The sequence below is a fragment of the Sphaerotilus sulfidivorans genome, from assembly GCF_013426975.1.
Lineage (GTDB): Bacteria > Pseudomonadota > Gammaproteobacteria > Burkholderiales > Burkholderiaceae_C > Sphaerotilus > Sphaerotilus sulfidivorans.
Genome location: NZ_JACCPY010000007.1, coordinates 1 through 23535, shown reverse-complemented (window position 1 = coordinate 23535; position 23535 = coordinate 1). Strand labels below are relative to the sequence as shown.

General features: G+C 69.4%; 19 protein-coding genes and 1 pseudogene. 13 read left to right on the top strand and 7 right to left on the bottom strand.

Features of this window, described 5'->3' with window-relative positions; translation table 11 throughout:
• Positions 1-31 precede the first annotated feature (31 nt).
• Together HZU84_RS06400 and rpmH are read right to left on the bottom strand one after the other, a co-directional pair.
• Entirely contained in the window at positions 32-478 is a 447-nt protein-coding gene (locus HZU84_RS06400; protein ID WP_338054781.1) for a ribonuclease P protein component, read from the bottom strand.
• Between the two features lie 160 nt (positions 479-638).
• Complete coding sequence (gene rpmH, locus HZU84_RS06395; protein WP_037482511.1) at positions 639-773, bottom strand: 50S ribosomal protein L34; 135 nt, start codon at positions 771-773, stop codon at positions 639-641.
• Between the two features lie 225 nt (positions 774-998).
• Here rpmH and HZU84_RS06390 point away from each other — a divergent pair.
• The 6 genes and pseudogenes from HZU84_RS06390 to HZU84_RS06365 all read left to right on the top strand — a co-directional run.
• A pseudogene (locus HZU84_RS06390) lies at positions 999-1193 on the top strand (DnaA N-terminal domain-containing protein); the annotation flags it as partial.
• A gap of 561 nt (positions 1194-1754) precedes the next feature.
• Positions 1755-3185, top strand: coding sequence for a chromosomal replication initiator protein DnaA (gene dnaA, locus HZU84_RS06385; RefSeq protein ID WP_257644544.1), 1431 nt, complete (start codon positions 1755-1757; stop codon positions 3183-3185).
• 44 nt (positions 3186-3229) lie between these two features.
• Positions 3230-4360, top strand: a complete 1131-nt coding sequence (dnaN, locus tag HZU84_RS06380; RefSeq protein WP_149504771.1) for a DNA polymerase III subunit beta — start codon at positions 3230-3232, stop codon at positions 4358-4360.
• Between the two features lie 104 nt (positions 4361-4464).
• Entirely contained in the window at positions 4465-6990 is a 2526-nt protein-coding gene (gyrB, locus tag HZU84_RS06375; RefSeq protein WP_149504772.1) for a DNA topoisomerase (ATP-hydrolyzing) subunit B, read from the top strand.
• Positions 6987-7427, top strand: a complete 441-nt coding sequence (locus HZU84_RS06370; RefSeq protein WP_219340875.1) for an HI0074 family nucleotidyltransferase substrate-binding subunit — start codon at positions 6987-6989, stop codon at positions 7425-7427. Before gyrB ends, HZU84_RS06370 begins: the two co-directional genes overlap by 4 nt.
• Entirely contained in the window at positions 7424-7789 is a 366-nt protein-coding gene (locus HZU84_RS06365) for a nucleotidyltransferase family protein (protein ID WP_149504773.1), read from the top strand. The genes HZU84_RS06370 and HZU84_RS06365 overlap by 4 nt, the downstream gene beginning before the upstream one ends.
• A 62-nt stretch (positions 7790-7851) precedes the next feature.
• Here HZU84_RS06365 and HZU84_RS06360 read toward each other — a convergent pair whose 3' ends face one another.
• Both HZU84_RS06360 and HZU84_RS06355 read right to left on the bottom strand, forming a co-directional pair.
• The gene (locus HZU84_RS06360) at positions 7852-9819 is read right to left on the bottom strand and encodes an ATP-binding protein (RefSeq protein WP_244954346.1); all 1968 of its coding nucleotides are present in this window, start codon (positions 9817-9819) and stop codon (positions 7852-7854) included.
• A gap of 111 nt (positions 9820-9930) precedes the next feature.
• The gene (locus tag HZU84_RS06355; protein ID WP_219340874.1) at positions 9931-11838 is read right to left on the bottom strand and encodes a DEAD/DEAH box helicase; all 1908 of its coding nucleotides are present in this window, start codon (positions 11836-11838) and stop codon (positions 9931-9933) included.
• A 322-nt stretch (positions 11839-12160) separates the two neighbouring features.
• Between HZU84_RS06355 and HZU84_RS06350 the strand changes: the two genes are divergently transcribed.
• Entirely contained in the window at positions 12161-12448 is a 288-nt protein-coding gene (locus HZU84_RS06350; protein WP_149504774.1) for an ATP-binding protein, read from the top strand.
• Here HZU84_RS06350 and HZU84_RS06345 read toward each other — a convergent pair.
• A complete protein-coding gene (locus HZU84_RS06345; RefSeq protein WP_149504775.1) occupies positions 12379-12744 on the bottom strand; it encodes a hypothetical protein in 366 nt (121 codons plus the stop codon). The two genes, HZU84_RS06350 and HZU84_RS06345, sit on opposite strands and share 70 nt — an antisense overlap.
• Positions 12745-12972: 228 nt before the next feature.
• Here HZU84_RS06345 and HZU84_RS06340 point away from each other — a divergent pair, with 228 nt between their 5' ends.
• The gene (locus HZU84_RS06340; protein WP_149504776.1) at positions 12973-13545 is read left to right on the top strand and encodes a hypothetical protein; all 573 of its coding nucleotides are present in this window, start codon (positions 12973-12975) and stop codon (positions 13543-13545) included.
• Here HZU84_RS06340 and HZU84_RS06335 read toward each other — a convergent pair.
• Complete coding sequence (locus tag HZU84_RS06335) at positions 13535-14227, bottom strand: DUF1045 domain-containing protein (RefSeq protein WP_149504777.1); 693 nt, start codon at positions 14225-14227, stop codon at positions 13535-13537. The genes HZU84_RS06340 and HZU84_RS06335 overlap by 11 nt on opposite strands.
• A 184-nt stretch (positions 14228-14411) precedes the next feature.
• Between HZU84_RS06335 and HZU84_RS06330 the strand changes: the two genes are divergently transcribed.
• From HZU84_RS06330 to HZU84_RS06310, 5 genes are all read left to right on the top strand, one after another.
• The gene (locus HZU84_RS06330; RefSeq protein ID WP_244954347.1) at positions 14412-15596 is read left to right on the top strand and encodes an alpha-D-ribose 1-methylphosphonate 5-triphosphate diphosphatase; all 1185 of its coding nucleotides are present in this window, start codon (positions 14412-14414) and stop codon (positions 15594-15596) included.
• Positions 15597-15663: 67 nt separating this feature from the next.
• A complete protein-coding gene (locus HZU84_RS06325) occupies positions 15664-16938 on the top strand; it encodes an AGE family epimerase/isomerase (protein ID WP_149504778.1) in 1275 nt (424 codons plus the stop codon).
• Positions 16939-17051: 113 nt separating this feature from the next.
• The gene (locus tag HZU84_RS06320) at positions 17052-17501 is read left to right on the top strand and encodes a PRC-barrel domain-containing protein (protein WP_244954348.1); all 450 of its coding nucleotides are present in this window, start codon (positions 17052-17054) and stop codon (positions 17499-17501) included.
• A 24-nt stretch (positions 17502-17525) separates the two neighbouring features.
• Complete coding sequence (locus HZU84_RS06315; protein WP_149504779.1) at positions 17526-18518, top strand: diacylglycerol/lipid kinase family protein; 993 nt, start codon at positions 17526-17528, stop codon at positions 18516-18518.
• Between the two features lie 10 nt (positions 18519-18528).
• Positions 18529-19374 carry a metallophosphoesterase family protein gene (locus tag HZU84_RS06310; protein WP_149504780.1) on the top strand — a complete coding sequence of 282 codons (846 nt, stop codon included), beginning with the start codon at positions 18529-18531 and terminating at the stop codon, positions 19372-19374.
• On the opposite strand, the gene HZU84_RS06305 is transcribed toward HZU84_RS06310, so the two are convergent.
• The coding region (locus HZU84_RS06305) for a GH36-type glycosyl hydrolase domain-containing protein (protein ID WP_375139022.1) at positions 19363-23535 on the bottom strand (4173 nt) is incomplete at its 5' end. The two genes, HZU84_RS06310 and HZU84_RS06305, sit on opposite strands and share 12 nt — an antisense overlap.

Sequence of the window (23535 nt, the reverse complement as noted above, 5' to 3'; positions counted from 1 at the left end):
GACGCCGGCAGCACGGTCACGGGCGCCCGGATCAGGACGAAGGCGCGGCGCAATGCCGGGCCGTGCGACGCATCGCGTCGGCCAGCAGGCGATCGATCTCGGCGCGCAGTTCGGCCGCCAGCGCCTCGGAGCGCGCGCTCGGGAAACGCGCGCGGTCGATCGGCGCACGCAGGCGCAGCACCCAGTCGCCGGGGGCGAGGTGCGGAAGATGGCGTCGCATCGCGTCGCGGAGCTGGTTCTTGACCAGCGTGCGGGTCACCGCGCGCCGGGCATGCCGTTTCGGCACGACCAGACCCAGCCGGAGCGAAGTCGACTGCCCGGGAACGAACAGGTTTTCCACAACCTTTTCCACAGATTCATCCACAGACTTTTCCACAGAGTTATCCACAGCCGGAGCGATGGCATGTCCGTCAGACTTGTCCACAGGCAAAACCATGCCGGAGGCCACCGGATCGACCTGATCGATCGGTGCTGGCATGGGCAGCGGAAGGGGGAGGTGGTGGACCATGAAACGGGCAGTGCGCGCGCAGGGCCGCACTGCCATCACGGCCTCGAAGCGGGAGGGGCCGCTGAGCCGGTCGAACCGACGCGACTCTGAGGGTCCGCTCACGCCCGGAAAGGACCTGAAAGCCCTGGAATCAGACGGCCAGACGCTTGCGGCCCTTGGCGCGGCGTGCATTCAGCACGGCACGGCCGCCACGGGTCTTCATGCGGACCAGGAAGCCATGGGTGCGGGCACGGCGGGTCTTCGACGGTTGGTAGGTGCGCTTCATGATGAATCCTCTTGCCTTGACGTGTGAGCACCCCGAAGGCGCCCTGATTCGGGAAACCCTCGATTACAGCACGCGACTTGCCGATGAGTCAATGCTGAACCCGGATCGTCGACGCGTCAGGGGGGATTGACCCTGCCGGCGAATCTGTGGATAACCTCACCCGGGCCGCTTCGATGTCGATACAATCGCGCCCCTTCGCTCGAAGTTGTCCACAATTTTCAGCACATGCAAACGGACCTGTGGGATAGAGGCCTTGAACGCCTCGCCGCCGAGCTGCCGCAACAGCAGTTCAACACGTGGATCCGCCCGCTTCCCCCGGCCGACGTGACCGTGGACGGCGCGGCGGTTCGCGTCGACCTGTGCGCTCCCAACCGGTTCAAGCGCGACTGGATCCGCTCGCAGTTCGGCGAGCGCATCGAGCGCATCCTGAGCGAGATCGCCGGCATGCCGGTCCGGCTCGAACTGCATATCGCGGGCGCGCGCGAGGCGGCACCTGCGCCTGCGCCCGCCCCCGTGCCAGCGCCTGCGAGTCCGCCGCTGCCCGCCGGGCCGCCGGCGCTGGCCGACCCGGCCCCGACCCCGCCCCCAGCCGACACGCCGGTCCATGATCCGGTGCAGATGTCGATGCTCGACCTGCCGCCGGCAGGCGCACGGAGTTCGGCCACATCGGCGGCTTCAGGTGCGCGTGCTCGCACGCGCGCAGGCGCGCGGAAGGTGGCCGAGCCGGCCACGCCGCTGGTGCTGGCCGCCGACCTCTCGCCGCTGGCCGAATCCCCGGCGCTGGCCCGGCTGGCGGCGGATGCGGCAGCGGCAGCGTCCTTCATCTCCAGCCGGCTGGACGACACGCCACCCGCAGCGCTGCCGGATCTGCCGGCCGCCGCGCCGGCCACTCGCACCCGCCCGCCGCTGCCGAAGCCCGTGCCTCGCACCGCGCTGTCGGAGCATCTGCCTGATCTGCCCGATCTGCCGGCGCTGCCCGACATGGACGCCGAGCCGCCGGTCGAACCGGCGCCTTCGGCCGAAGCCCCCACGAGACCGGTCGCCGCAGCGGCGGTCGTCGCAAGCCCGGCTGCGGGCGCGGCGACCACCAGTGCGGCGCCGGCCGGCGCCTCGGCGCGCCCGACCGACGTGCTGGGCGCGATCTCGGCATCCGCGGCGCTGGCCAAGGCCTCGGCGGCGCTGGCGCGTCGACAGCGCGCCAGCGCCGAGGACTCGCCCTCGCCCGCCCCGGCGCCCGCCGCCTCGTCCGGCACATCACCCGCCCGGGCCGCCACACCGGCGCCGATCGTCGCCCGGCAGGTGCCTCCGGCGCCGGCGCCCGCTCAGGCCGGCCTGGCTGCGCCGGCGCTGCTGATCCCCACCGTGCCGCCGCCCTCGGCGCCGACCAGCACCCGCGGGCGCATCAACCCGCTGCTGACCTTCGACACCCTGGTGCCGGGCCGCGCCAACCAGATGGCGCGCACCGCCGCGCTGCATGTCGTCGGCTCGCCCGGCGGCATGTACAACCCGCTGTTCCTGTACGGTGGCGTCGGCCTGGGCAAGACGCACCTGATCCACGCGGTCGGCAACGCGATGCTGCGCGAGCGTGCCGACGCGCGCGTGCTCTACCTGCACGCCGAGCAGTTCATCTCGGACGTGGTGCGCAACTACCAGCGCAAGACCTTCGACGAGCTGAAGGCGAAGTACCACTCGCTCGACCTGCTGCTGATCGACGACGTGCAGTTCTTCGCCGGCAAGGACCGCACGCAGGAGGAGTTCTTCAACGCCTTCGAGGCGCTGGTGTCCAAGCGCGCGCACATCGTCATGACCAGCGACACCTACCCCAAGGGGCTGGTGGACATCGACGAGCGCCTGACCAGCCGCTTCGACTCGGGCCTGACGGTGGCGATCGAGCCGCCGGAGCTGGAGATGCGCGTGGCCATCCTGATGAAGAAGGCCGAGGCCGAGGGCTGCGCGATGCCCGAGGAGGTCGCCTTCTTCATCGCCAAGAACGTGCGCGCCAACGTGCGCGAGCTCGAAGGCGCGCTGCGCAAGGTCGTCGCCTACTCGCGCTTCAGCCACAAGGTGATCAACATCGCGCTGACGCGCGAGGCGCTGAAGGATCTGCTGTCGATCCAGAACCGCCAGATCTCGGTCGAGAACATCCAGAAGACGGTCGCCGACTTCTACAAGATCAAGATCGCCGACATGTACAGCAAGAAGCGCCCGTCCAGCATCGCGCGGCCGCGCCAGATCGCGATGTACCTGGCCAAGGAGATGACGCAGAAGAGCCTGCCCGAGATCGGCGAGCTCTTCGGCGGGCGCGATCACACCACGGTGCTCTACGCGGTGCGCAAGATCGCCGAGGAGCGCCACAAGAACACCGAACTGAACCAGCAGCTGCATGTGCTCGAGCAGACCCTGAAGGGCTGAGCGAGTCCACAGGACGGAACCACCTCACCGCAGAGACCCACCTCATGATCGTCTTGAAAGCACCGCAGGACAAACTCCTCGCCGCCCTGCAGGCGGTCTCCGGCATCGTCGAGCGTCGCCACACGCTGCCGATCCTGGCCAACGTGATGCTGCGCAAGCAGGGTCCGGAATGCGAGTTCACCACCAGCGATCTCGAGATCCAGGTGCGCACCCGCGCCGAGATGGGCGGCGACGCCGGCGACTTCAGCATCACGGTGGGCGCGCGCAAGCTGATCGACATCCTGCGCACCCTGCCCGGCGACCAGATCGTCACGCTGAGCGCGGCGCAGAACAAGCTGACGCTGCAGGGCGGCAAGAGCCGCTTCACGCTGCAGACCCTGCCCGCCGACGACTTTCCGCTGGTGCAGGAAGCGGCCGACTTCGGCCCGACCTTCAGCGTGCCGCAGAAGACGCTCAAGCACCTGATCGACCAGGTGCACTTCGCGATGGCGGTGCATGACATCCGCTACTACCTCAACGGCATTCTCTTCGTCGCCGAGGGCCACACGCTGACGCTGGTGGCCACCGACGGCCACCGCCTGGCCCTCGCCCAGGCCACGCTCGATGTCGAGATCCCGAAGCAGGAGGTGATCCTGCCGCGCAAGACGGTGCTGGAGCTGCAGCGCCTGCTCAAGGACAGCGGCAAGGCGGCCAAGGACGACGAGGGCGCACCGATCGAGATGGGCTTCGCCACCAACCAGGCGCGCTTCGTCTTCGGCGGCATGGAGTTCGTCACCAAGCTGGTCGAGGGCAAGTTCCCCGACTTCAACCGCGTCATCCCGAAGAACCACCGCAACCACGTCACGCTGGGCCGCGCCGCGCTGCTGACCAGCCTGCAGCGTGCGGCCATCCTGACCAGCGAGAAGTTCAAGGGCGTGCGCCTGAACTTCGAGACCGGCCTGCTGAAGATCGCCTCCAGCAACGCCGAGCAGGAAGAGGCCAAGGAAGAGCTGGAAATCGACTACGACGGCCCGACCATCGAGATCGGCTTCAACGTCACCTACCTGATGGACGTGCTGTCCAACATGGACCAGGAGATGGTGACGCTGTCGCTGCAGGACGCCGGCAGCTCGGCGCTGTTCACCCGTCCGGACGACAGCGGCTTCAAGTACGTGGTCATGCCGATGCGCATCTGACCGCCCCGGCGGCCCGGTCGGCGACAATGTCAGACCGACCGGCATGGCGTGAACCCATCACCCGAGCGGGCTCCGGCCCGCTCCGGCCTTTCTGCAAGAGCGACATGAGCGACCTGAACCTGCCCTCCCCCACTCCGATCCCGGCCACCGCGGACGCCTCCGCCGCCTACGGCGAGGGCAGCATCCAGATCCTGGAAGGGCTGGAAGCGGTGCGCAAGCGCCCGGGCATGTACATCGGCGACACCTCCGACGGCACCGGCCTGCACCATCTGGTCTTCGAGGTCGTCGACAACTCGATCGACGAGGCCCTGGCCGGCCACTGCGACGACATCGTCGTCACCATCCACACCGACAACTCGATCTCGGTCATCGACAACGGCCGCGGCATTCCGACCGGCGTGAAGATGGACGACAAGCACGAGCCCAAGCGCTCGGCCGCCGAGATCGCGCTGACCGAGCTGCATGCCGGCGGCAAGTTCAACCAGAACTCGTACAAGGTGTCGGGCGGCCTGCACGGCGTGGGCGTGTCCTGCGTCAACGGCCTGTCGAAGTGGCTGCGCCTGACGGTGCGCCGCGACGGCCGGGTGCACCAGATCGACTTCCGCAAGGGCGTGCCGCAGGACCGGGTGATCGAGCTGCGCGACGGCGTCGAGACCAGCCCGATGCGCGTCACCGGCGAGACCGACAAGCGCGGCACCGAGGTGCACTTCCTGCCCGACACCGAGATCTTCCAGCAGAACAACGAGTTCCACTACGACATCCTGGCCAAGCGCCTGCGCGAACTCTCGTTCCTGAACAACGGCGTGAAGATCCGCCTGGTCGACGAGCGCAACGGCGGCAAGGAGGACAACTTCGCCTACGCCGGCGGCGTCAAGGGCTTCGTGGAGTTCGTCAACAAGGGCAAGAAGGTCCTGCACCCGAACATCTTCCACGCCGTCGGCGAGAAGCCCAGCGACCAGGGCACGACGATCGGTGTCGAGGTGGCGATGCAGTGGAACGACGCGTTCTCCGAGTCGGTGCTCTGCTTCACCAACAACATCCCGCAGCGCGACGGCGGCACCCACCTGACCGGCCTGCGCGCGGCGATGACGCGCGTCATCAACAAGTACATCGAGGACAACGACATCGCCAAGAAGGCGAAGGTCGAGATCAGCGGCGAGGACATGCGCGAAGGTCTGGCCTGCGTCGTCTCGGTGAAGGTGCCGGAGCCGAAGTTCAGCTCGCAGACGAAGGACAAGCTGGTGTCGTCGGAAGTGCGCGCGCCGGTGGAGGACATCGTCAGCCGCCTGCTGACCGACTGGCTGCTGGAGAACCCGACCGACGCCAAGACCATCTGCGGCAAGATCGTCGACGCCGCGCGGGCCCGCGACGCCGCGCGCAAGGCCCGCGAGATGACGCGCCGCAAGGGCGTGCTCGACGGCCTGGGCCTGCCGGGCAAGCTGGCCGACTGCCAGGAGAAGGACCCGACGCTGTGCGAGATCTACATCGTCGAGGGTGACTCCGCCGGCGGCTCGGCCAAGCAGGGCCGCGACCGCAAGTTCCAGGCGATCCTGCCGCTGCGCGGCAAGATCCTGAACGTCGAGCGCGCGCGCTACGAGAAGCTGCTGTCCAGCAACGAGATCCTGACGCTGATCACCGCCCTGGGCACCGGCATCGGCCAGGGCATGGGCGGCGACGACTTCAACCCGGACAAGCTGCGCTACCACCGCATCATCATCATGACCGACGCGGACGTGGACGGCGCCCACATCCGCACGCTGCTGCTGACCTTCTTCTACCGCCAGATGCCCGATCTGGTCGAGCGCGGCCACATCTACATCGCGCAGCCGCCGCTCTACAAGGTCAAGCACGGCAAGCAGGAGCAGTACCTGAAGGACGCCGCCGCGCTGGACGAGTACCTGGTGCGCGTGGCGCTGGACGGCGCGGTGGTCGAGCCCGGCGAGGGCCGCGAGGCCATCCGCGGCGAGGCGCTGGACCGGCTTGCCGGCCAGTACGTCAAGGCCGCCAACGTCATCGACCGGCTGTCGAACTGGATGGACGTCGAGGCGCTGCGCGCGATCAGCGACGGCCTGACGCTGGACCTGGAGGACGCCACGCACGCCGCCGCCAGCGCCGAGGCGCTGAAGGCCGCGCTGCACGACGCCGAGGTCAGCGCCGAGATCGACCCGCGCAGCGACAAGCCCTATCTGCGCATCAGCCGCCGCCACCACGGCAACGTCAAGAGCAGCGTCATCACCGCCGACTTCGTGCACGGCGCCGACTACGAAGCGCTGAGCGAGGCCGGCCGCACCTTCAAGGGCCTGCTGACGCCCGAGGCGGTCGCGCGCCGCGGCGAGGGCGAGCGCCAGAAGGAGATCCGCGTCGCCGACTTCCGCGCCGCGATGGCCTGGCTGCTGCAGCAGGCCGAAAGCTCGGTCGGCCGCCAGCGCTACAAGGGCCTGGGCGAGATGAACCCCGAGCAGCTCTGGGAAACCACGATGGACCCGACGGTCCGCCGCCTGCTCAAGGTCCAGATCGAGGACGCCATCGAGGCCGACAAGGTCTTCACGATGCTGATGGGCGACGAGGTCGAGCCGCGGCGCGACTTCATCGAGAGCAATGCGCTGAGGGCGGCGAACATCGACGCGTGACGTTCAAGGTGTCCTTCACCCTCGACCTCACCCCGCTGCGCCGCGCGCTGACCTCGCTGGAAGACAGCCTGCGCGTCACCGAGGACGTGGCGTGGCTGCAGGCCCAGTCGGACGCGGTGCGCAACACGCTGTTCGCGGGCGTCATCCAGAACTTCGAGTTCGTCTACGAGCTGGCGACGAAGATGCTGAAGCGCCAGCTCGAGGCGGAAGCGGCCACGCCGGGAGAGACCGACCAGCTCGGCTTTCGCGACCTGCTGCGGGTCGGGGCGGAAAAGGGGCTGGTGCGGGATGTCGAGGCCTGGTTCCGCTACCGGCAGATGCGCGGCACGACCTCGCACATCGATGACGTGGGCAAGGCGCGGCAGGTCCACGAAGGCATCCGCCCCTTCGTGGCCGATGCACGCGGCCTGCTCGAGGCGCTGGAGCGCCGGGGATGACCGCGCCGGCCGATGAGGCGGCTCTGGCAGCACGGCTGTCGATCGAGCCGCACCATCTGGCCCTCGTCCGGCAGATCCTGGCCCGGCTGCTGCCAGAACGGGAAGTCTGGGCCTTCGGTTCACGCGCCGGCGGCGGCGCGCATCCGCCCAAGCCCTGGTCGGATCTCGATCTGGCCGTGATCGGCGCCCATGCGCTCACGCTGGACGAGCAAGCCGCACTGGCGGAGGCGTTCTCCGAATCCGATCTGCCCTGGCGGGTCGACGTGGTCGACTGGGCCACGCTCGATGAGGCTTTCAGGGCGCGGATCGCTGCGGCAAGGCTGCTGGTTCTTTCAGGATCGCAACGGTCCGGTTCTCGCTGAACTTGCGCTGCCTCATCGGCGCGATCCTTTCAGGCTGGGCCGCAGTCTCTGGTTTCGGCTGTCTACTTGCAGGGGGAGCTTACGCTCTCTGCCAATTCCATCTGAGTAACCTGAACGGGTTGCATAAATGACCTTAGGGACTCCTGCTGCTCAAGTAGGAAAGGAGCATCCTTTACTTTCTTATGAAGGTTCAAGAGCCTTTTTTCGGCGCGTACCAAGATAGTGTCATAGAGCATCGGATAAATAATCACAAAATCCCCATGCAAATTAGGCTCCGCCTCACCAGGTTCAATCTTGTCACCAAGTAAAAAGCCATCAACCTTGGCCGTAGGCTTGAGATATCCTCGATCACGAAGCTCCTTGACATACTTCCAAACCTGCCCTTTTTCTTGGCTTCCAAGAGCTAGGCCGGTGGTCTTCAAGTCAATGATTACCAGATGAGAAACTCCATCTTCATCATGGTTATCGTTATAAGAGGGACGGGCATAGAAACCGATGCTGGAATCAGGGAGAGCGACGAAGTCAGGCCGATTCCTAGTGCCTTTGCCTACCTTATCCTTGAAAATTGTTTTGATGACCTGAGTCATCCCAACATTCGATGTAAACTCGATAGATTCGAACTGTGCGCCGAACATCCACAAGCCTCTTTCAAAAAGAGGCTGAAGCTCATGTACTTCATCAATGCCGACCTTCTGAAGTTTGATCCGAAGTTCTCCAATAAGCCTTAGGCGATTCTGGATTTCATCAAGAACCAGCTTTGCCATCCCAATGGTCCATTCAGCCAATATCTCATGCAGCTTGTCATAGTCGTCAGGCTCGCACTTGTGCAATATATCCAATAATCCATAGCGGGATTTTGATTGCTCCAATTTGGCAAGTATAGTCGTCAGCTGGACTATTTCCGTTTCCCCGAAGTTTGGGCAGGTATCAACCACTTCATCGACAAAAGTCGTAACTCGCTCTTTGCTGATAGGCGATAGCTTGTTGATGGAATTTCCAACTTTATCCTTCACTGCCGCCTTGGTGTTGGCTCGCTCCTCTTTGCTGGTGCCATCAATAATCTGACAAATGCGATCCTGGACGGCTGCTCTGGTCTTTGACCAAACATCACAGTCTTCCTTGAAACCACTCCAGTCTTCCTTGACTGCATCGTGTTCATTGAGAAAATCAGCCTTCACGATGAAGGTAAACCTTTTAGCCTCGGTGGTTCGCCCATCAAGGATGCGTGAATAGTCGCTCGCGCTCCAGTTACACTGTCCTACGGCTCGGTCCTGCACCCACCAAGCGATGCCATGCTGCTTTGTGGTCTTGTCTGCTTTTTTAGTATCGATGTGCAGAATGGTTACCGTGCCAAAGCCTTGAACCTCAACCTCTGCCTTGCTGAGATATTCAGGTATATCATTGAAAGTTATTGCTCGGCCGCCAATAAACACCTTGAAAGCGGGGTTCGCGAGGAAGCGACCGCCAAGCACCTCTCTCGCTTTTTCCTCGGCGAACTGAAGATAGGGAATTTCACCAGTACCTTGGATAATGGTGCCGTGGCCATCCACACCTTCGGCCTTGAAAGAAACCTCCTCAAGAACAAGGGGGCGAGTCGAGGTTCTGCTGACTTTGCAAACAAACTCTTGACCATTCTTTCGGGAAGTTATCAGATACTCACTGGCAAAGCAGAAACTGGCAAATCGGCCCTTGCCATTTTTACCAAATACTGTCCTTGGAACGCCATCAACCTCTGGCGGAGGTTCACTGCTTTGACCTTGAGCGCTAATTCGGTTGTAGTCCCATGTTCGCCAAATGAAGGCAAACTCATCTCGAGTCATACCCTTGCCGTTATCAACAATCTTGAAATTCCTGCCTTGCTTTCTGTCAGGAAGAGTGATTTGAACGTCAGTAGCATAGGCATCCCAACAGTTAGCAACCAGTTCAACGATTGCCGTGGACGGGTCAGTTATAATACTTCCCGCATATTTATTCAGGAACCTCTTATCGTAGAGATAAGACTGATCTTCCAGCAGTGATACTTGTTCCATGTCGCCCCCATTTGAATTACAAAATCAACAAACCGCTTCCGGATTCGTGAAATACAACCGCATCAATTAAAGTATCGCAAACCACCAATTCGGTTGCCGATATTAATAAACTTAAGCCGTAGCCGGAGAATACTCCGCCTTGCTGCCTACCCCAACCGCAACCCTCTCCACCGCCCCCGACTCCCCACAAGCCCCCAACACCAGCCGATACGTCGCCCGCGTCATCGCCACATACAGCAGGCGCCATTCCTCCTCCTCGCTGTGGTGCGCATCCGGCACGGCCTGCAGCCCGACGATGGCGACGGTGTGGAACTCCAGCCCCTTGGAGGCATGCAGCGTGGTGAGCTTGACGCTGTCCGGCTCCCAGGTTCCCGCGCGCTGCAGGCGCTGGGTGCGGATGCCGCGCAGGTGCAGCGCTTTTTCCACCGGGTCGAGCAGGTCATGCCGGCGGGCCAGGATGCCGATGTCGGCCGGTGACACGCCGTCCGCCAGCGCATCGACGAGGCGGTCGGCGACCAGTTCGGCCTCCTCGCGCGGCGTGCGTCCGCGCAGCAGTTCCGGCGCGGGGCCGCTGCGGCCGGCGCCGAGCGGGGTCTGCTGGACGATGTCGCTGTCGCCCTCGCCCACCCCGTCCGGCTCGCCGCCGCGCAGCAACTGGCCGGCGGTCGCGGTGGCGAGCTTCAGCACCTCGGCCGTGTTCCGGTAGTTCACCTTCAGCACGCTCGTGCGCCCGCGCGCCTCGATGCCGACGCTGGCGAAGCTGAACTTGCGGCGCGGCTGGCGGTAGATCGACTGCGCGTCGTCGTAGAGCACCAGCAGCGAGTTCGTCGCCGGATCAACCAACTGGGGCGCCAGCCGCAGCCACGCATCCTCGAAATCGTGCGCCTCGTCGATCATCAGCGCCGCGTACTGCGCCCGCGGGATGCGGCCATGCGCCACCGCCTCGACCACCCGGTCGGCCAGCGCGTCGTAGTCCGGCCGGAAGCCCTTCTTCGGGATGCCGAGCTGGTAGGTGTCGGCCATGTCGTAGCACCAGCCGTGGAAGGTCCGCACCTGCACCCGCTCGTCCAGCCCCCGCTGCCGCATCAGCGCGTCGATGCGCGCCGCCAGCGGCCGGTTGTAGCAAAGCACCAGGATCGGCCAGTCCGGTCGCGCCGCGGCGGCCAACTGCTGGGCGCGGTAGACAAGGATCATCGTCTTGCCCGACCCGGCCACGCCGTGGATGACCCGGTGCCCCTCGCCCATCGAGCGCGCGAGCTGCTCCTGCTGCAGGTCCATCACCAGCATCAGCGCCTCACTCGGCGACGGCGCCACCGTGGCCCCCGGCCCGCTCGCGTCGTCATCGTCCAGCAGCGAAGCCTGCGTCTGCAGCCGGATCTCGGGGAAGAGGTGCCAGCGGATGCGGTCGCGCTGCGGCAGCGTCAGCGCCGTCTTCAGGCGGAACTCCACCGTGAACATGCCCCACAGCCGTTCCTGGAAGACGGCCGGATCCAGATCCTCGGCCAGATCCTCGCGGGTCAGCGTGGTGGCCGGCGGAAAGAACTCGTCCCAGTGCGGATCGGTGATGCGCTGGCGCTCGATGTTGGCGAACACCACGCCGCTGCCCCAGGGCACGGCCAGATTGCCCTTGTGGCGCCCCTCGGTCTGGCACAGGCAGGGATCGCGCTGCATCTGGTTGACCAGCTCGATCGCGTAGCCGCGCGCCTGCAGGCCGGGGTGGATCCGGCTCACCCGCCCCTGCCCGTTCGCCAGGTTCAGCTCGACATCGTGGCGCGAGACCTGGTGCAGCGCGCCGGCCCGCCAGCCCTTGACCTCCAGCACCAGCAGGCCGCGGCCCGGATGCAGCACCACGAAGTCCGGCAGGCGCCCCTTGTTGCCCACCGGCACGTTGTGCCAGACGAGGTAGTCGTCCTCCAGACAGCGCTGGAGCTGCCGCAGCACGCGCCGCTCGGCGCCACCGTCCTCCGTGTTGCGGCAACGCGCCGCGATGTTCTGGTATCCCTGTGGAAAGATGGCCACGTCCGTACCCCTGAAGCGTGAATCGCTTTTTCTTGTTCAGGCTGGAAGCAGACCATAGCTACCGAACGGGAGCGGAATGCAGGCTCACAGGAGCCACACAAAAGCGGGCCATTTTTCACAGAACGGCCGTGGGGCACCACCGCGCCGCGTCGAGATGCGGCGGCGCGCCGCTGCTCCCGTCATGCCCGCGCAGGCGGGCACCCACGCATGAAGAGGGCCGCACGGGGCGGGCGTGGGTCCTCGCCTTCGCGAGGATGACGGGGCGTGGGGGCGCAGCGCGTGGGAGCGTGGGGCGCTGGCGCACCGGGCATGATGGCAGCCGATGTCACCCACACCCGCACCCCGCCGCCCCCTGCCACGCATCGACCCCGCGCGCTGCACCGGCTGCGGCTGGTGCGTCGCGGTCTGCCCGCCGCATGTGCTGTCGCTGCAGGTGGTGGCCTGGCGCAAGCGCTCGGTGCTGGAGGACGAGGCCGGCTGCACCGGCTGCTCGAAGTGCGAGCCGCGCTGCCCCTTCGGCGCGATCCGGATGGAGCGGCCTCAGCGGCCCGACAGCGGCAGCGGCAGCGGCAGCGGCGAGGGATCCGGGTCGAGTTCTTCCATCTCGTAGGCGTCGGCCACATAGGCCGGGCCCTTCATCACCCGGACGATGAAGCAGCCGACCGCCAGCGTCAGCAGCAGCGACCAGTGCAGCACGACCAGGCCGATCATCTTGTAGGTCCAGACCATCAGGTCGCGTTCGGCCTGCGCGGTGGTGCCGACCTCGCCGATCAGGTGGCGCGCCAGCACGATCAACGCCGGCAGCAGCGTGCCCCACAGCAGCAGCGCCGGCAGCCGTCGCCACAGCGCCCACTCCAGCCCGGGCGCAGCCCGGACCGAGCCGGGCAGTCGTTTCAGCATGTCCATCGCCGACGACCTCCTCGCGGCCGACTGTAGGGGCCGCAGGACCCCATTCTTCGCCCGGGGTCAAGGGGCGTCGATCCGGGGGCACCACGAGCATCGCGATCGCCGGAGCGCAGCCGCGGTGATTTGTCACTGTGTGCGCCTTGGGCCGGCCTGAACAGGCGGCCGCACAAGGACCGGAACATGATCGATCTCATGTTCCCGCCGCGTCAGCCGGTCTAGATTGGGGCCATGAAGATCGCAACTGCACGCCCCTCTGTCTCGCTGCTGCCGGCCCTGCTGGCGGCCCTCGTGATCACCGCGGCTCCGGCCGCCCAGGCCGCCGATGGCTGGCAATGGCTGCCGGCGCTGAACGATCCGGCCTGGAAGCCCGATGCGACGCTGGCGCTGACCGGCAGCCGCATCGACCCGGATCCCGGCCGCAGCGCCAATGCCTGGGGTCTGGAGCTGGCGCTGCAGTGCGGCCTGATGCAGACGCCGGACCGCCGCATCCGCACCCATCTGAACTACAGCCACGCCTCGCGCGAGGGCACGCGCTTCGACACGCTGACGCTGTCGCCGCGCTACACCGTGCCGCTGGGTGACGGCCTGTCGATCGGCGCCGGCCCGAGCCTGGGCCTGTTCCGGGTCGAAGCCCCGAGCGCCGCGCGCACGCTGCCGGGCCTGGGCGTGGCCGCCGGCCTGAACTGGCGCATCGGCGCGCTGCTGACCGGCGTGGATGTGGGCTGGCACGGCACGCGCGAGCGCGGCGGCCTCGATCAGGATCCGCTGACGGTCGGCGCGAAGATCGGCTTCAGCTTCTGAGCTGGCCCTGGCCGCTCAAGGCGTAGCGCCGCAGCAGCTGCAGCGGCGCGCCGACGCTGGGCTCGACGAACAGGCTCAGCGCGTCGCAGCGCCAGGGCTGCTCGAGCGCCGGCGCGAAGAAGGTGCGCGCCAGCTCCAGCCAGACCGCACGCTCGCCCTCGTCGGGAATCAGGTCGCTGAGCGTGCAGTGGAAATGCCAGCGCTCGAGCACATGCGGACAGCCCCAGCGCGACAGCAGCGCCTGCTGCTCGTCGTCGAGCGGCGCACGCACCCGCCAGCGCGCCAGATCGGACGGGGTGGCGGGCTCGCGGAAGACATCCAGCTCGGTGATGCAGCGGTCCGCCAGGTCGCGCAGCGGATGCGCCTCGGCCAGCGGGCCGGCCGGCTGCAGCACGATCAGATCCTCGAACAGTCCCACCTCGAGCGCCGGCATGTCGAAGGGCGCCACGGTGCGCACCAGCGCGCACAGCGCCTGGTGCAGCGACTGCAGCGAGCAGCCCTCGGCCAGCCGCATCGGCGTCTTCAGCGTCGCATGAAAGCCGTAGCGCCACGGCGCGGCCCGGCGCGCCGGTGCCGCCGGCGCCTCGTCACCGGACGGATCTCGGCCCAGCCAGGTGCAGCCGGACTGCCACAGCGGGTGGTCGACAGGCGGAGTCAGGTAGATCGCGTAGCGGGCACTCATCGAGGCAGGACAACCGGGACAGACGGGAGATCAGGTTCGGACAAGGCCACATAGACTACCTTGTTCCGGCAGGTCGTGACATCCCACCGTGAGAGATTTGCGAATTCAATACCGTTGCGTACCTTTCCGGAAGCTGTGAATCGTGCACATCCGCGCGCAAGCAACGGCGGTCACACTCGCGAACATGCAAGATTCACTCATGCAGGGAGAAAAAGTCCTGACCGGCGCACGGCTGGTGCTGGCGGATCAGGTCATGCTCGGCAGCGTGCGGCTGCGCGACGGGCGCATCGTCGACATCGATGCCGGGCGCATGCGGCTGCCGGGCGCGATCGACCTCGAGGGCGACCACCTGCTGCCCGGACTGGTCGAGCTGCACACCGACAACCACGAGCGCCACGCGATGCCGCGCCCGGGCGTGCAGCAGCCGACCTGGAGCGCGGTGCAGGCGCATGACGCCGAGATCGCCGCCGCCGGCATCACCACCGTCTTCGACGCGATCGGCATCGGCGATCCCTACCGGCGGGGCTTTCGCGGCCGCGACCAGAGCGAGATGCTGGCGGTGCTCGATGCGCTCGACGAGGCCGGCGTGCTGCGCGCCGACCACCGGCTGCACCTGCGCTGCGAGCTGCCGGCCGACAATGCGCTGGAGCTGTTCGAACCCTATGCCGGGCACCCCCGGCTCGGCCTGATGTCGCTGATGGATCACACGCCCGGGCAGCGCCAGTGGAGCGATCTGGTGCGCGCGCGCCTGTACTTCACCAGCAAGAAGGGCTGGAGCGGCCAGCAGTTCGATCAGGAGATCGCCCGGCCGCACGGCCCCGGGAGCGAGCGCGGCCGCCGGGCCGAGGCCAATCGCGGCGCCTTCGTCGCGCTGGCCCGGGCGCTCGGGGTGGCGCTGGCCTCGCATGACGACACCACCGCCGCGCATGTCGACGAGGCCCATGCGCTGGGCGCCTCGATCTGCGAGTTTCCGACCACGCTGGAAGCCGCCCGGCGGGCGGCCGATCTGGGTCTGCTGACCCTGGGCGGCGCGCCCAATCTGCTGCGCGGCCATTCACATGCCGGCAACGTGCCGGTGGCGGCGCTGGTCGAGGCCGGCGTGCTCGATGCGCTCTCCTCCGACTATGTGCCGGCGACGCTGCTGGCCGCGGCCTGGACGCTGGCGCGCTGCAGCCTGGCGCAGCCGGCCGATGCGGCCCGGCTGCCGCAGGCCATCGCCAAGGTCAGCCGGGCCCCGGCCCGCGCCGTCGGCCTGCACGACCGGGGCGAGATCGCGCCCGGCCTGCGCGCCGACCTGGTGCGGGTGCGCGAGGTCGCGGGTCAGCCGGTGGTGCTGGGCGTCTGGCGCGGCGGGCGTCGGGTGGCCTGACACGAAACCCGGCAGGACCGGAGCAGCCCGGATGCCGGGCGCGCGGGCACTGCGTCATCATCGGGCCATGACCGCCGCCACCCTGCCCGACTTCCGCTCGCCCGATGTCCTGCGCGCGCACATCCGCCACACGATGGCCTTCTACGACGGGCGCTGCATCGACCCGTCCGGAGGCTTCTTCCATTTCTTCCGCGACGACGGCACGGTCTACGACCGGCGCACCCGCCACCTCGTCAGCAGCACCCGCTTCATCTTCAACCACGCGATGGCCTGGCGCCACCTGGAGCGCCGGCCGCAGTGGCTGGAGGCGGTGCGCCACGGCCTGCGCTTCCTGGACGAGGCGCATGCCCAGCCCCAGGGCGGCCACGCCTGGGTGATCGAGCATGATCCGGACCGCTCTGCCGGCGGCGCACCGGGCGCCCGCCCGCGGGTGATCGACGGCACGAACCACGCCTACGGCCAGGCCTTCGTGCTGCTGGCGCATGCACATGCGCTGATGGCCGGCGTCGAGGAGGCGCGTGCCGGTCTGGAGACCTGCTTCGCGCTGATGGAGACGCGCTTCTGGGAGCCCGCGCACGGCCTGTACGCCGACGAGGCCTCGGCCGACTGGCAGACGCTCTCGCCCTACCGCGGCCAGAACGCCAACATGCACGCCTGCGAGGCCTGCCTGGCCGCGTGGGACGCCACGCAGGACGCCAAGTACCTGCAGCGCGCGCTGACGCTGGCGACCTCGGTCACGCAGCGCCTGGCCGCGCAGGCCGCGCCGCAGGCGGCCGACGGCGCGCTGGTCTGGGAACACTGGCAGCGCGACTGGACGCCCGACTGGGACTACAACCGCCACGACCGCAGCAACATCTTCCGCCCCTGGGGCTTCCAGACCGGCCACCTGACCGAATGGACCAAGCTGTTGCTGCAGCTGGAAAGCCGGCTGCCCGCCAGCCAGCGGCCCGACTGGATCGTGCCGACCGCGCGGCATTTCTTCGAGGTGGCGATGCGCCGCGGCTGGGACGCGCAGCACGGCGGCCTGGTCTACGGCTTCGCGCCCGACGGCACGGTCTGCGACGCCGACAAGTACTTCTGGGTCCAGGCCGAGAGCCTGGCCGCGGCCGCGCTGCTGGCGATCCGCACCGGCGACGCCGCAGGGTGGTCGGCCTACGATCGGCTGTGGGCCTACAGCTGGACGCACCTGGTCGACCACCGCCACGGCGCCTGGCTGCGCATCCTCACGCCCGACAACCGCGCCTACTCCGACGAGAAGAGCCCCGCCGGCAAGACCGACTACCACACGATGGGCGCGTGCTGGGATGTGCTGCGGGCGATGGGGGCGCTGCAGACAACGTAGGATGCGTCCGGCCTCCAGAGCCGGTCTGGCCTGACGCGCGGATTGCAGCCGGGTGCGCATCATCAGGACACCCCAACCCACCGCCTCCGCCAGGAGGTCACAAGGAGTCCCGCATGAACTCGCCCTACATGACCACGCCGTCCTCCAGCCAAGGTGCCCGCATCGTCGGCGAGGGCCTGTCCGACACCAGCGGCCCCGGCCCGGAGCTGATGACCGCCGCCACGCTGACCGGCAACACCGTGGTCAACACCGCCGACGAGACGCTGGGCAAGATCGAGGAGATCATGCTCGACGTGCCGGGCGGCCGCATCGCCTATGCCGTGATGTCCAGCGGCGGCTTCCTGGGCCTGGGCGAGAAGCTGTTCGCCATTCCGTGGGGCGCACTGACGCTCGACACCAATCGCGAATGCTTCGTGCTGGACGCGCGTGCCGAGACCTTCGAGAACGCCCCCGGCTTCGACAAGGACCACTGGCCGACCCAGGCCAGCGATCTGCAGTGGCACCGCGACGTGCATGCGCACTACGGGCAGAGCGTGACCCCGCTCGGCAGCGTCGTGCGCTGACGAACGCACGGCCGGCCTGGCGTGATGAAGCCCGTGCAGCCTGCCCGGCCTGCGATCGACGCGCGCACGGCGCCGCTGCATCTGATCGTCAATCCGCGGGCCGGCGGCCGCCGTGGCGGGCCGGATGAACTCACCCGCCAGCTGACCGAAGCGCTGCCGCCCGGCACTCGGCGCTGGCATGTCCACCCGCCACGCTCGCCGGCCGAGCTGCCCGCGCTGGCGGCACGGGTGGTGGCGCGGGCCCGGAGCGACGGCGGCGTGATCGTCGCGGCCGGCGGCGACGGCACGCTCAACACCGTCGTGCAGGCGCTCTGGGAGCACCCGATTCCGTTCGGTGCGCTGCCGCGTGGCACCTTCAACTTCTTCGGTCGCCAGCACGGCCTGCCGACCGACACCGACGCGGCGCTGCCCCACCTGCTCGCCGCGATCGAGGCGGGCGACATGCGCCCGGTGCAGCTCGGCCGCATCGGCGACCGCATCTTCCTGGTCAATGCCAGCCTGGGCCTGTATCCCGAGCTGCTGGAAGAACGCGAGGAAATGAAGCGCCGCCATGGCCGCAGCCAGTGGATCGCGCGGCTGGCCGGACTGGCCAGCCTGATGCGACCGCGCCGCAGCTGGCGGCTGCACCTGACCCGCACCGACCTGGACGGCCAGCGCCACCGCGAGCAGCGCGAGGCCTCCACCCTCTTCATCGGCAACAACCCGCTGCAGCTGCGTGAGGTCGGCCTGTCCGACGCGGCGCTGCACCAGGGCGGCCTGGGTGCGCTGACGCTGGCGCCGGTCGGCCGCGCGGGCATGCTGGGCCTGATCCTGCAGGGCCTGATCGGACGCCTCGGCCGGGCGCAGGCGGTGCAGGACTTCGCCTTCTCCCGGCTCGACATCGACCTGCCGGGGCGCCGCCAGGTCCGCATCGCGATCGACGGCGAGCGCATCCGGCTGCCGCTGCCGCTGCGTGTCGAGGTCGCGCCCCGGCCGCTGTGGCTGCTCGGCGCCCGCGACACGGCCGATTCCGCCTGATCCAGAAGGCATGAGCCGGCTGCTGCACCTCTCCGACACCCATTTCGGCACCGAGCTGCCCGCGGTGCTGAGCGCACTCGAGCGGCTGGTGGCCTGCGTGCGCCCGGAGGTGCTGGTGCTCTCGGGCGACATCACCCAGCGCGCGACCGCCGCGCAGTTCGCCAGCGCCCGCGACTGGCTGGCGCGCCTGCCGGTGCCGCACCGGCTGGTGATCGGCGGCAACCATGACATTCCGCTGTTCGATCTGGCCGAGCGGCTGCGCCATCCCTACCGGCGCCTGAGCGCCGCCTTCGGCGCGGAGCGCGAGCCGCGGCTCGACCTGCCCGACTGGCAGGTGCTGACGCTCGACACCACCCGCTGGTGGCGCCACCGCGACGGCACGCTCTCGCGCGCGCAGATCGCGCGCACCGCCAACACGCTGCAGGCGGCCGCGCCGGGCCAGATCCGCGTCGTCGTCACCCACCATCCGCTGCATGTCACCCGCAGCGGCGACGAGGTGCACCGCCCGACGCATCATCGCGAGGCGCTGTCGGCCTGGGCCGGCGCCGGGGCCGACCTGCTGCTGAGCGGCCACATCCATCTGCCGGCCGTCGTGCCGGTGGCGGTCGAGCCGCTGCCTGCGCCCCCGGGCGCCGAGCCCCGGCCGCCGCGCCGGGTCTGGAGCATCCAGGCCGGCACCGCCGTCTCGCGCCGCCTGCGCGAAGGCATCCCGAACACCGTGATGCTGCTGGAGGGACTCTCCGGCGAGCGCCACGGCCGGCTGTGCCGCTGCGAGACCTGGCAGTGCCCGCCCGAAGGCGGCGCCTTCCGGCGCGTGGCCTCGCAGCTGCTGGCGCTGTCGCCGCTACGCGGCTGAAGGCGCCTGCTCCAGCCACAGCACCGCCCCGTCGGCCAGCGACTCGCGCAGCACGATCTCGCCCGGCTGCAGCTGGCGCGCCGCCGGTCCGAGCTCGCGCGCCAGCCGCCCGCCCTCGCCGGCGCGCACCACATGCAGCGTCAGCCGGCGGCCGTCCAGCGCCAGCCGCAGCGTCGCCTGCGGCCAGTGCGGCGGCAGGTAGGGCTCGAGCGCCAGCGTGCCGGCGCGCAGCTTCAGGCCGCAGAAATGCTCGAGCGAGGCGCGCAGCAGCCAGGCGGCCGAGCCGGTGTACCAGCTCCAGCCGCCCCGCCCGGCCCACGGCGCCTGGCTGTAGGTGTCGCCCGCCATCACATAGGGCTCCAGCGCGTACAGCGGCCCGAGCCGGGCGTCGTTCCAGCGGTGCGCCGGGCTCAGGCCGGTGTAGACCGCCCAGGCGCGGTCGGCCTGGCCAAGCCGCAGCATCGCCATCAGGCCCCAGACCGCCGCATGGCTGTACTGGCCGCCGTTCTCGCGCACACCCGGCGGATAGGCCTGGATGTAGCCGGCGTCGGGCTGGTGGTGCTGCAGCGGCGGGTCGAGCAGCACCAGCAGGCGGTGCTTGGTGTCGAACAGGTGCGTCCAGGCGCTGTCCATCGCCTGGCGGGCGCGCTGCGCGTCGCCCGCGCCCGACAGCACCGCCCAGGCCTGCGCGATCAGGTCGATGCGGCATTCGTCGTCCGCCGCGCTGCCCAGCGGCGAGCCGTCGTCGAAGAAGGCGCGCAGGTACCAGCGCCCGTCCCAGGCGCGGCGCTCGAGCGCCTGCGGCCAGCCCTGCAGCGCCTGGCGCCAGTGCGCGACGCGCGCGGCATCGCCGCGGGCCTCGGCCCAGGGCAGCGCCAGCCGCACCACCTCGCACAGGAACCAGGCCATCCAGACCGACTCGCCGCGGCCCTGGTGGCCGATGCGGTTCATGCCGTCGTTCCAGTCGCCGGTGCCCATCAGCGGCAGGCCGTGCGGGCCCAGCCGCAGGCTGCGGTCGATGGCGCGCGCGCAGTGCTCGTAGACGCTGGCCGGGGTGCCGCCGACCTGCGGCGTCTCGTACAGATCCTCCGCGCCGGGCGGGATCTCGCCGCCCACCAGGAAGGGCAGCAGGCGGTCGAGCACCGCGGTCTGGCCGGTGCGCTCGATCAGGCGCGCGCAGGCCAGCGGCAGCCACAGCAGATCGTCGGAAAAATGCGTGCGCACGCCCGCGCCGCCCGGCTCGTGCCACCAGTGCTGCACGTCGCCGGCCTCGAACTGGCGCGCGGCGTGGATCAGGATCTGGCGCTCGAGCAGCTCCGGCGCCAGGTGCGTCAGCGCCATCGCGTCCTGCAGCTGGTCGCGGTAGCCCATCGCGCCGCCGGCCTGGTAGAAGGCGGCGCGCGCCCACATCCGGCACGCCAGCGTCTGGTAGGGCAGCCAGCGGTTGGTCAGCATGTCGAACAGCGGGTCCGGCGTCTCGACCGTGACCTGGCCGAGCAGCGCGTCCCAGCGCTGGCGCGCCTGCGCGGCGCGCTCGTGCGGATCGCGCTGCCGGGCCTGCCCGGCCAGCGCCCGCGCCGCGGCCAGGTCCTCGCCGTGGCCGAGCAGCAGCACCAGCTCGACCGCGCGGCCGGGCACGAGCTCGACATCAAGCGCCAGCGCCGCGCAGGCGTCCAGCCCGGCGCCGCTGCGCCCGCCGGGCTGCTGCGGCAGGCGCATGCGCCCGTGCGCGTCGAAGAACTCGGCGCGATCGCAGGTCCAGCCGGCCGGCCGCACCGCGTCGGCGTCCTGCGCGCGTGCCGGCTGCAGCAGCACGAAGGCGGTCGCGCCGCCCTGGCCGCCGAGGTGGTCGAGCTGGGTGCAGGCCAGCGCCGGTCCGCCCGGGCCTTCGGGCTCCAGCACGCCGGTGCGCAGCGACAGCCGCTCCTGGCGCGCCGAGCCCATCAGCCACTCGACCCAGCCGGTCAGCCGCACCCGGCGCGCCGGGGCACCCGGCGCCAGCGTCAGCCGCAGCAGGCTCTGGCGCAGCGGCGCCTCGGCATCGACCACCACCTGCAGCAGCGTGTCGACCGCACCGAAGCGCTGGCCGATCTCGCTCCAGCCCTGGCCGTGGCGCACGCGGCGCGGCCCGCCGCCGTCGAGCGTGCGGCCGATCCAGCGCGCGCGGCCGTCCTGCTGCGGGTCGACCAGCAGCAGACCGTCGGACGGCGGATCGAGCAGCGCGTCGTTCGACCAGGCGGTGATCATGTGCATGCGGCTGTTGCCGGCCCAGACATGCCCGCCACCCGCCTCCGACACCAGCGTGCCGAAGCCCGGATTGGCCAGCACGTTGATCCACGGCCGCGACGGATGGCGCTGTGCGTCGACCTCGAAGGCAAACGCGCCGGTGTCAGTCTCGAACCGGCCGTCCGGAGCCTCCGCGGCGGCCGCGGGAGCCGCGCCGGACGCCGGCGGCAGCAGGTCCGCCAGCGGCCAGGCCGGCTGCTCGCGGCGCTGGCGGTCCTGCTGCGCCAGGCGTGCGGTCCAGCGCTGCATCTGCTGGCCCAGCGTGCGGCTGTCGGCCTGCAGGTGCAGGCGCGCCAGCGTCTGCAGCGTGAACAGCTCGTCCTCGGTCAGCGCAGCGCGCGCCAGCGCATGCAGCGTCGAGCGCCGCACCGCTGGCAGCGCCGGGTCCTGCTGCGCCTGATGGCGCTCGCGCATCAGGTTGAGCTCATGCTGGACCGGGCTGAGGTAGGACGCCGGCTCGGTGTTGACCACCACCAGATCGACCGCCAGGCCGCCCTGCGTCCACAGCCGCAGCGCGCGCTTGAGCGTCTGCACCAGCGCCAGCCCGGCCAGGTCCGACACCGTCGCCAGCAGGATCGGGCGGTCGCCCGAGATCGCGTGGCGCCACAGCAGGCGCCGGTCGCAGCGGGGCGTCGGCGCGCCCGGTCCGCCGCGCGGCGCCTCGCGCGACAGCGGCGCGGTCAGCGCGGTGGTCAGGCGCAGCAGCGCGGCCCAGCTCTCGGCGTCGAGCTGCATCTCGCGCAGCCGGATCGCCGCCATGGTGTGCGACATCGCCGCGACCCGGTCGACGATCGTGGGCTGGCGGTACTTGTCGACCAGCGCATCGAGCTGCTCGCGCGAGGCCGCCGCCGCGGTGGCGAAGGTCAGCCGCACCCGCGCGCCCGGCGCCAGCGTCAGCCGCACGCCGATCGCCGCCACCGGGTCCAGCCCGGTGTCGAGCGCACCGCCCGGCCCGGCCGGCTCGGCGCCCTCGGCGGCGCGCGGCCGGTGCGGCTCGTGCCAGCGCCCGAGCCAGCGCGCGCGGTCGGTGGTGAACTGCGGCGGCTCGTCGAGCCCGGCCGGCGCACCGGCGAGGAAGTGAACCGCGTGCACCTCCGCCTCGCCCTGCAGCCGCGGCTTGCGGCGCAGGTGGATCGCCGCGTCGCCGCGGTCGACCGCCGCCTCGACGAAGAGATTGGCGAAGGCCGGATGCGCCTCGTCGGCACGCGGCTCCGACAGCGTCGCCTCCAGGCTCGAGACCAGGCGCAGCGGCAGCGGTCGATCGCCCAGGTTCTCCAGCTCGACCTGGCGCAGCTCGAGATCGTCCTCCGGGCTGACGCGCACCTCGACGCGGCTGAGCAGGTCCGGGCGCTGCGCCTCGAACACCACCCGGTCGCCATCGAGCGTGGTGCGGTAGCGCGCCGACGGATCGGGCGCGGGCATCGCGGTCAGCGTGGTCGGCGCCGAGGTCGGGCCGTCCTCGCGCATCAGCCACAGCACCGTGCCGGGCGAGCCGCGCAGCGCGTCATCACGCCAGCGGCTGATGCCGATGCCCTGCCAGCGGCTCCAGCCGCCGCCATGCGCGCGCAGGCCCACGCTGTAGCGGCCGTTGCCCAGCAGCTGCGTCGCCACCGGGCCGTCCTGCGGCACCTCCACCGTCAGCGAGGTGCGCTCGACGCGCAACCGGCGCGGCGGCGGCAGCGGCAGCGGCTCGCCCAGCGGCGGCGCCTCGCGCGGGGGCGCCTCGTGCAGCAGCGGCCGCACCGCGCGCATCAGCGCGTCGCGGCCCAGCCAGCGCCGCGGCGCCTCGTCGAGCAGCACCACCGCCAGCGCCACCAGCGACATGCCCTGGTGGTGCGCCATGACGGTGTCGACCCGCACCGGCTCGCCGGGCCG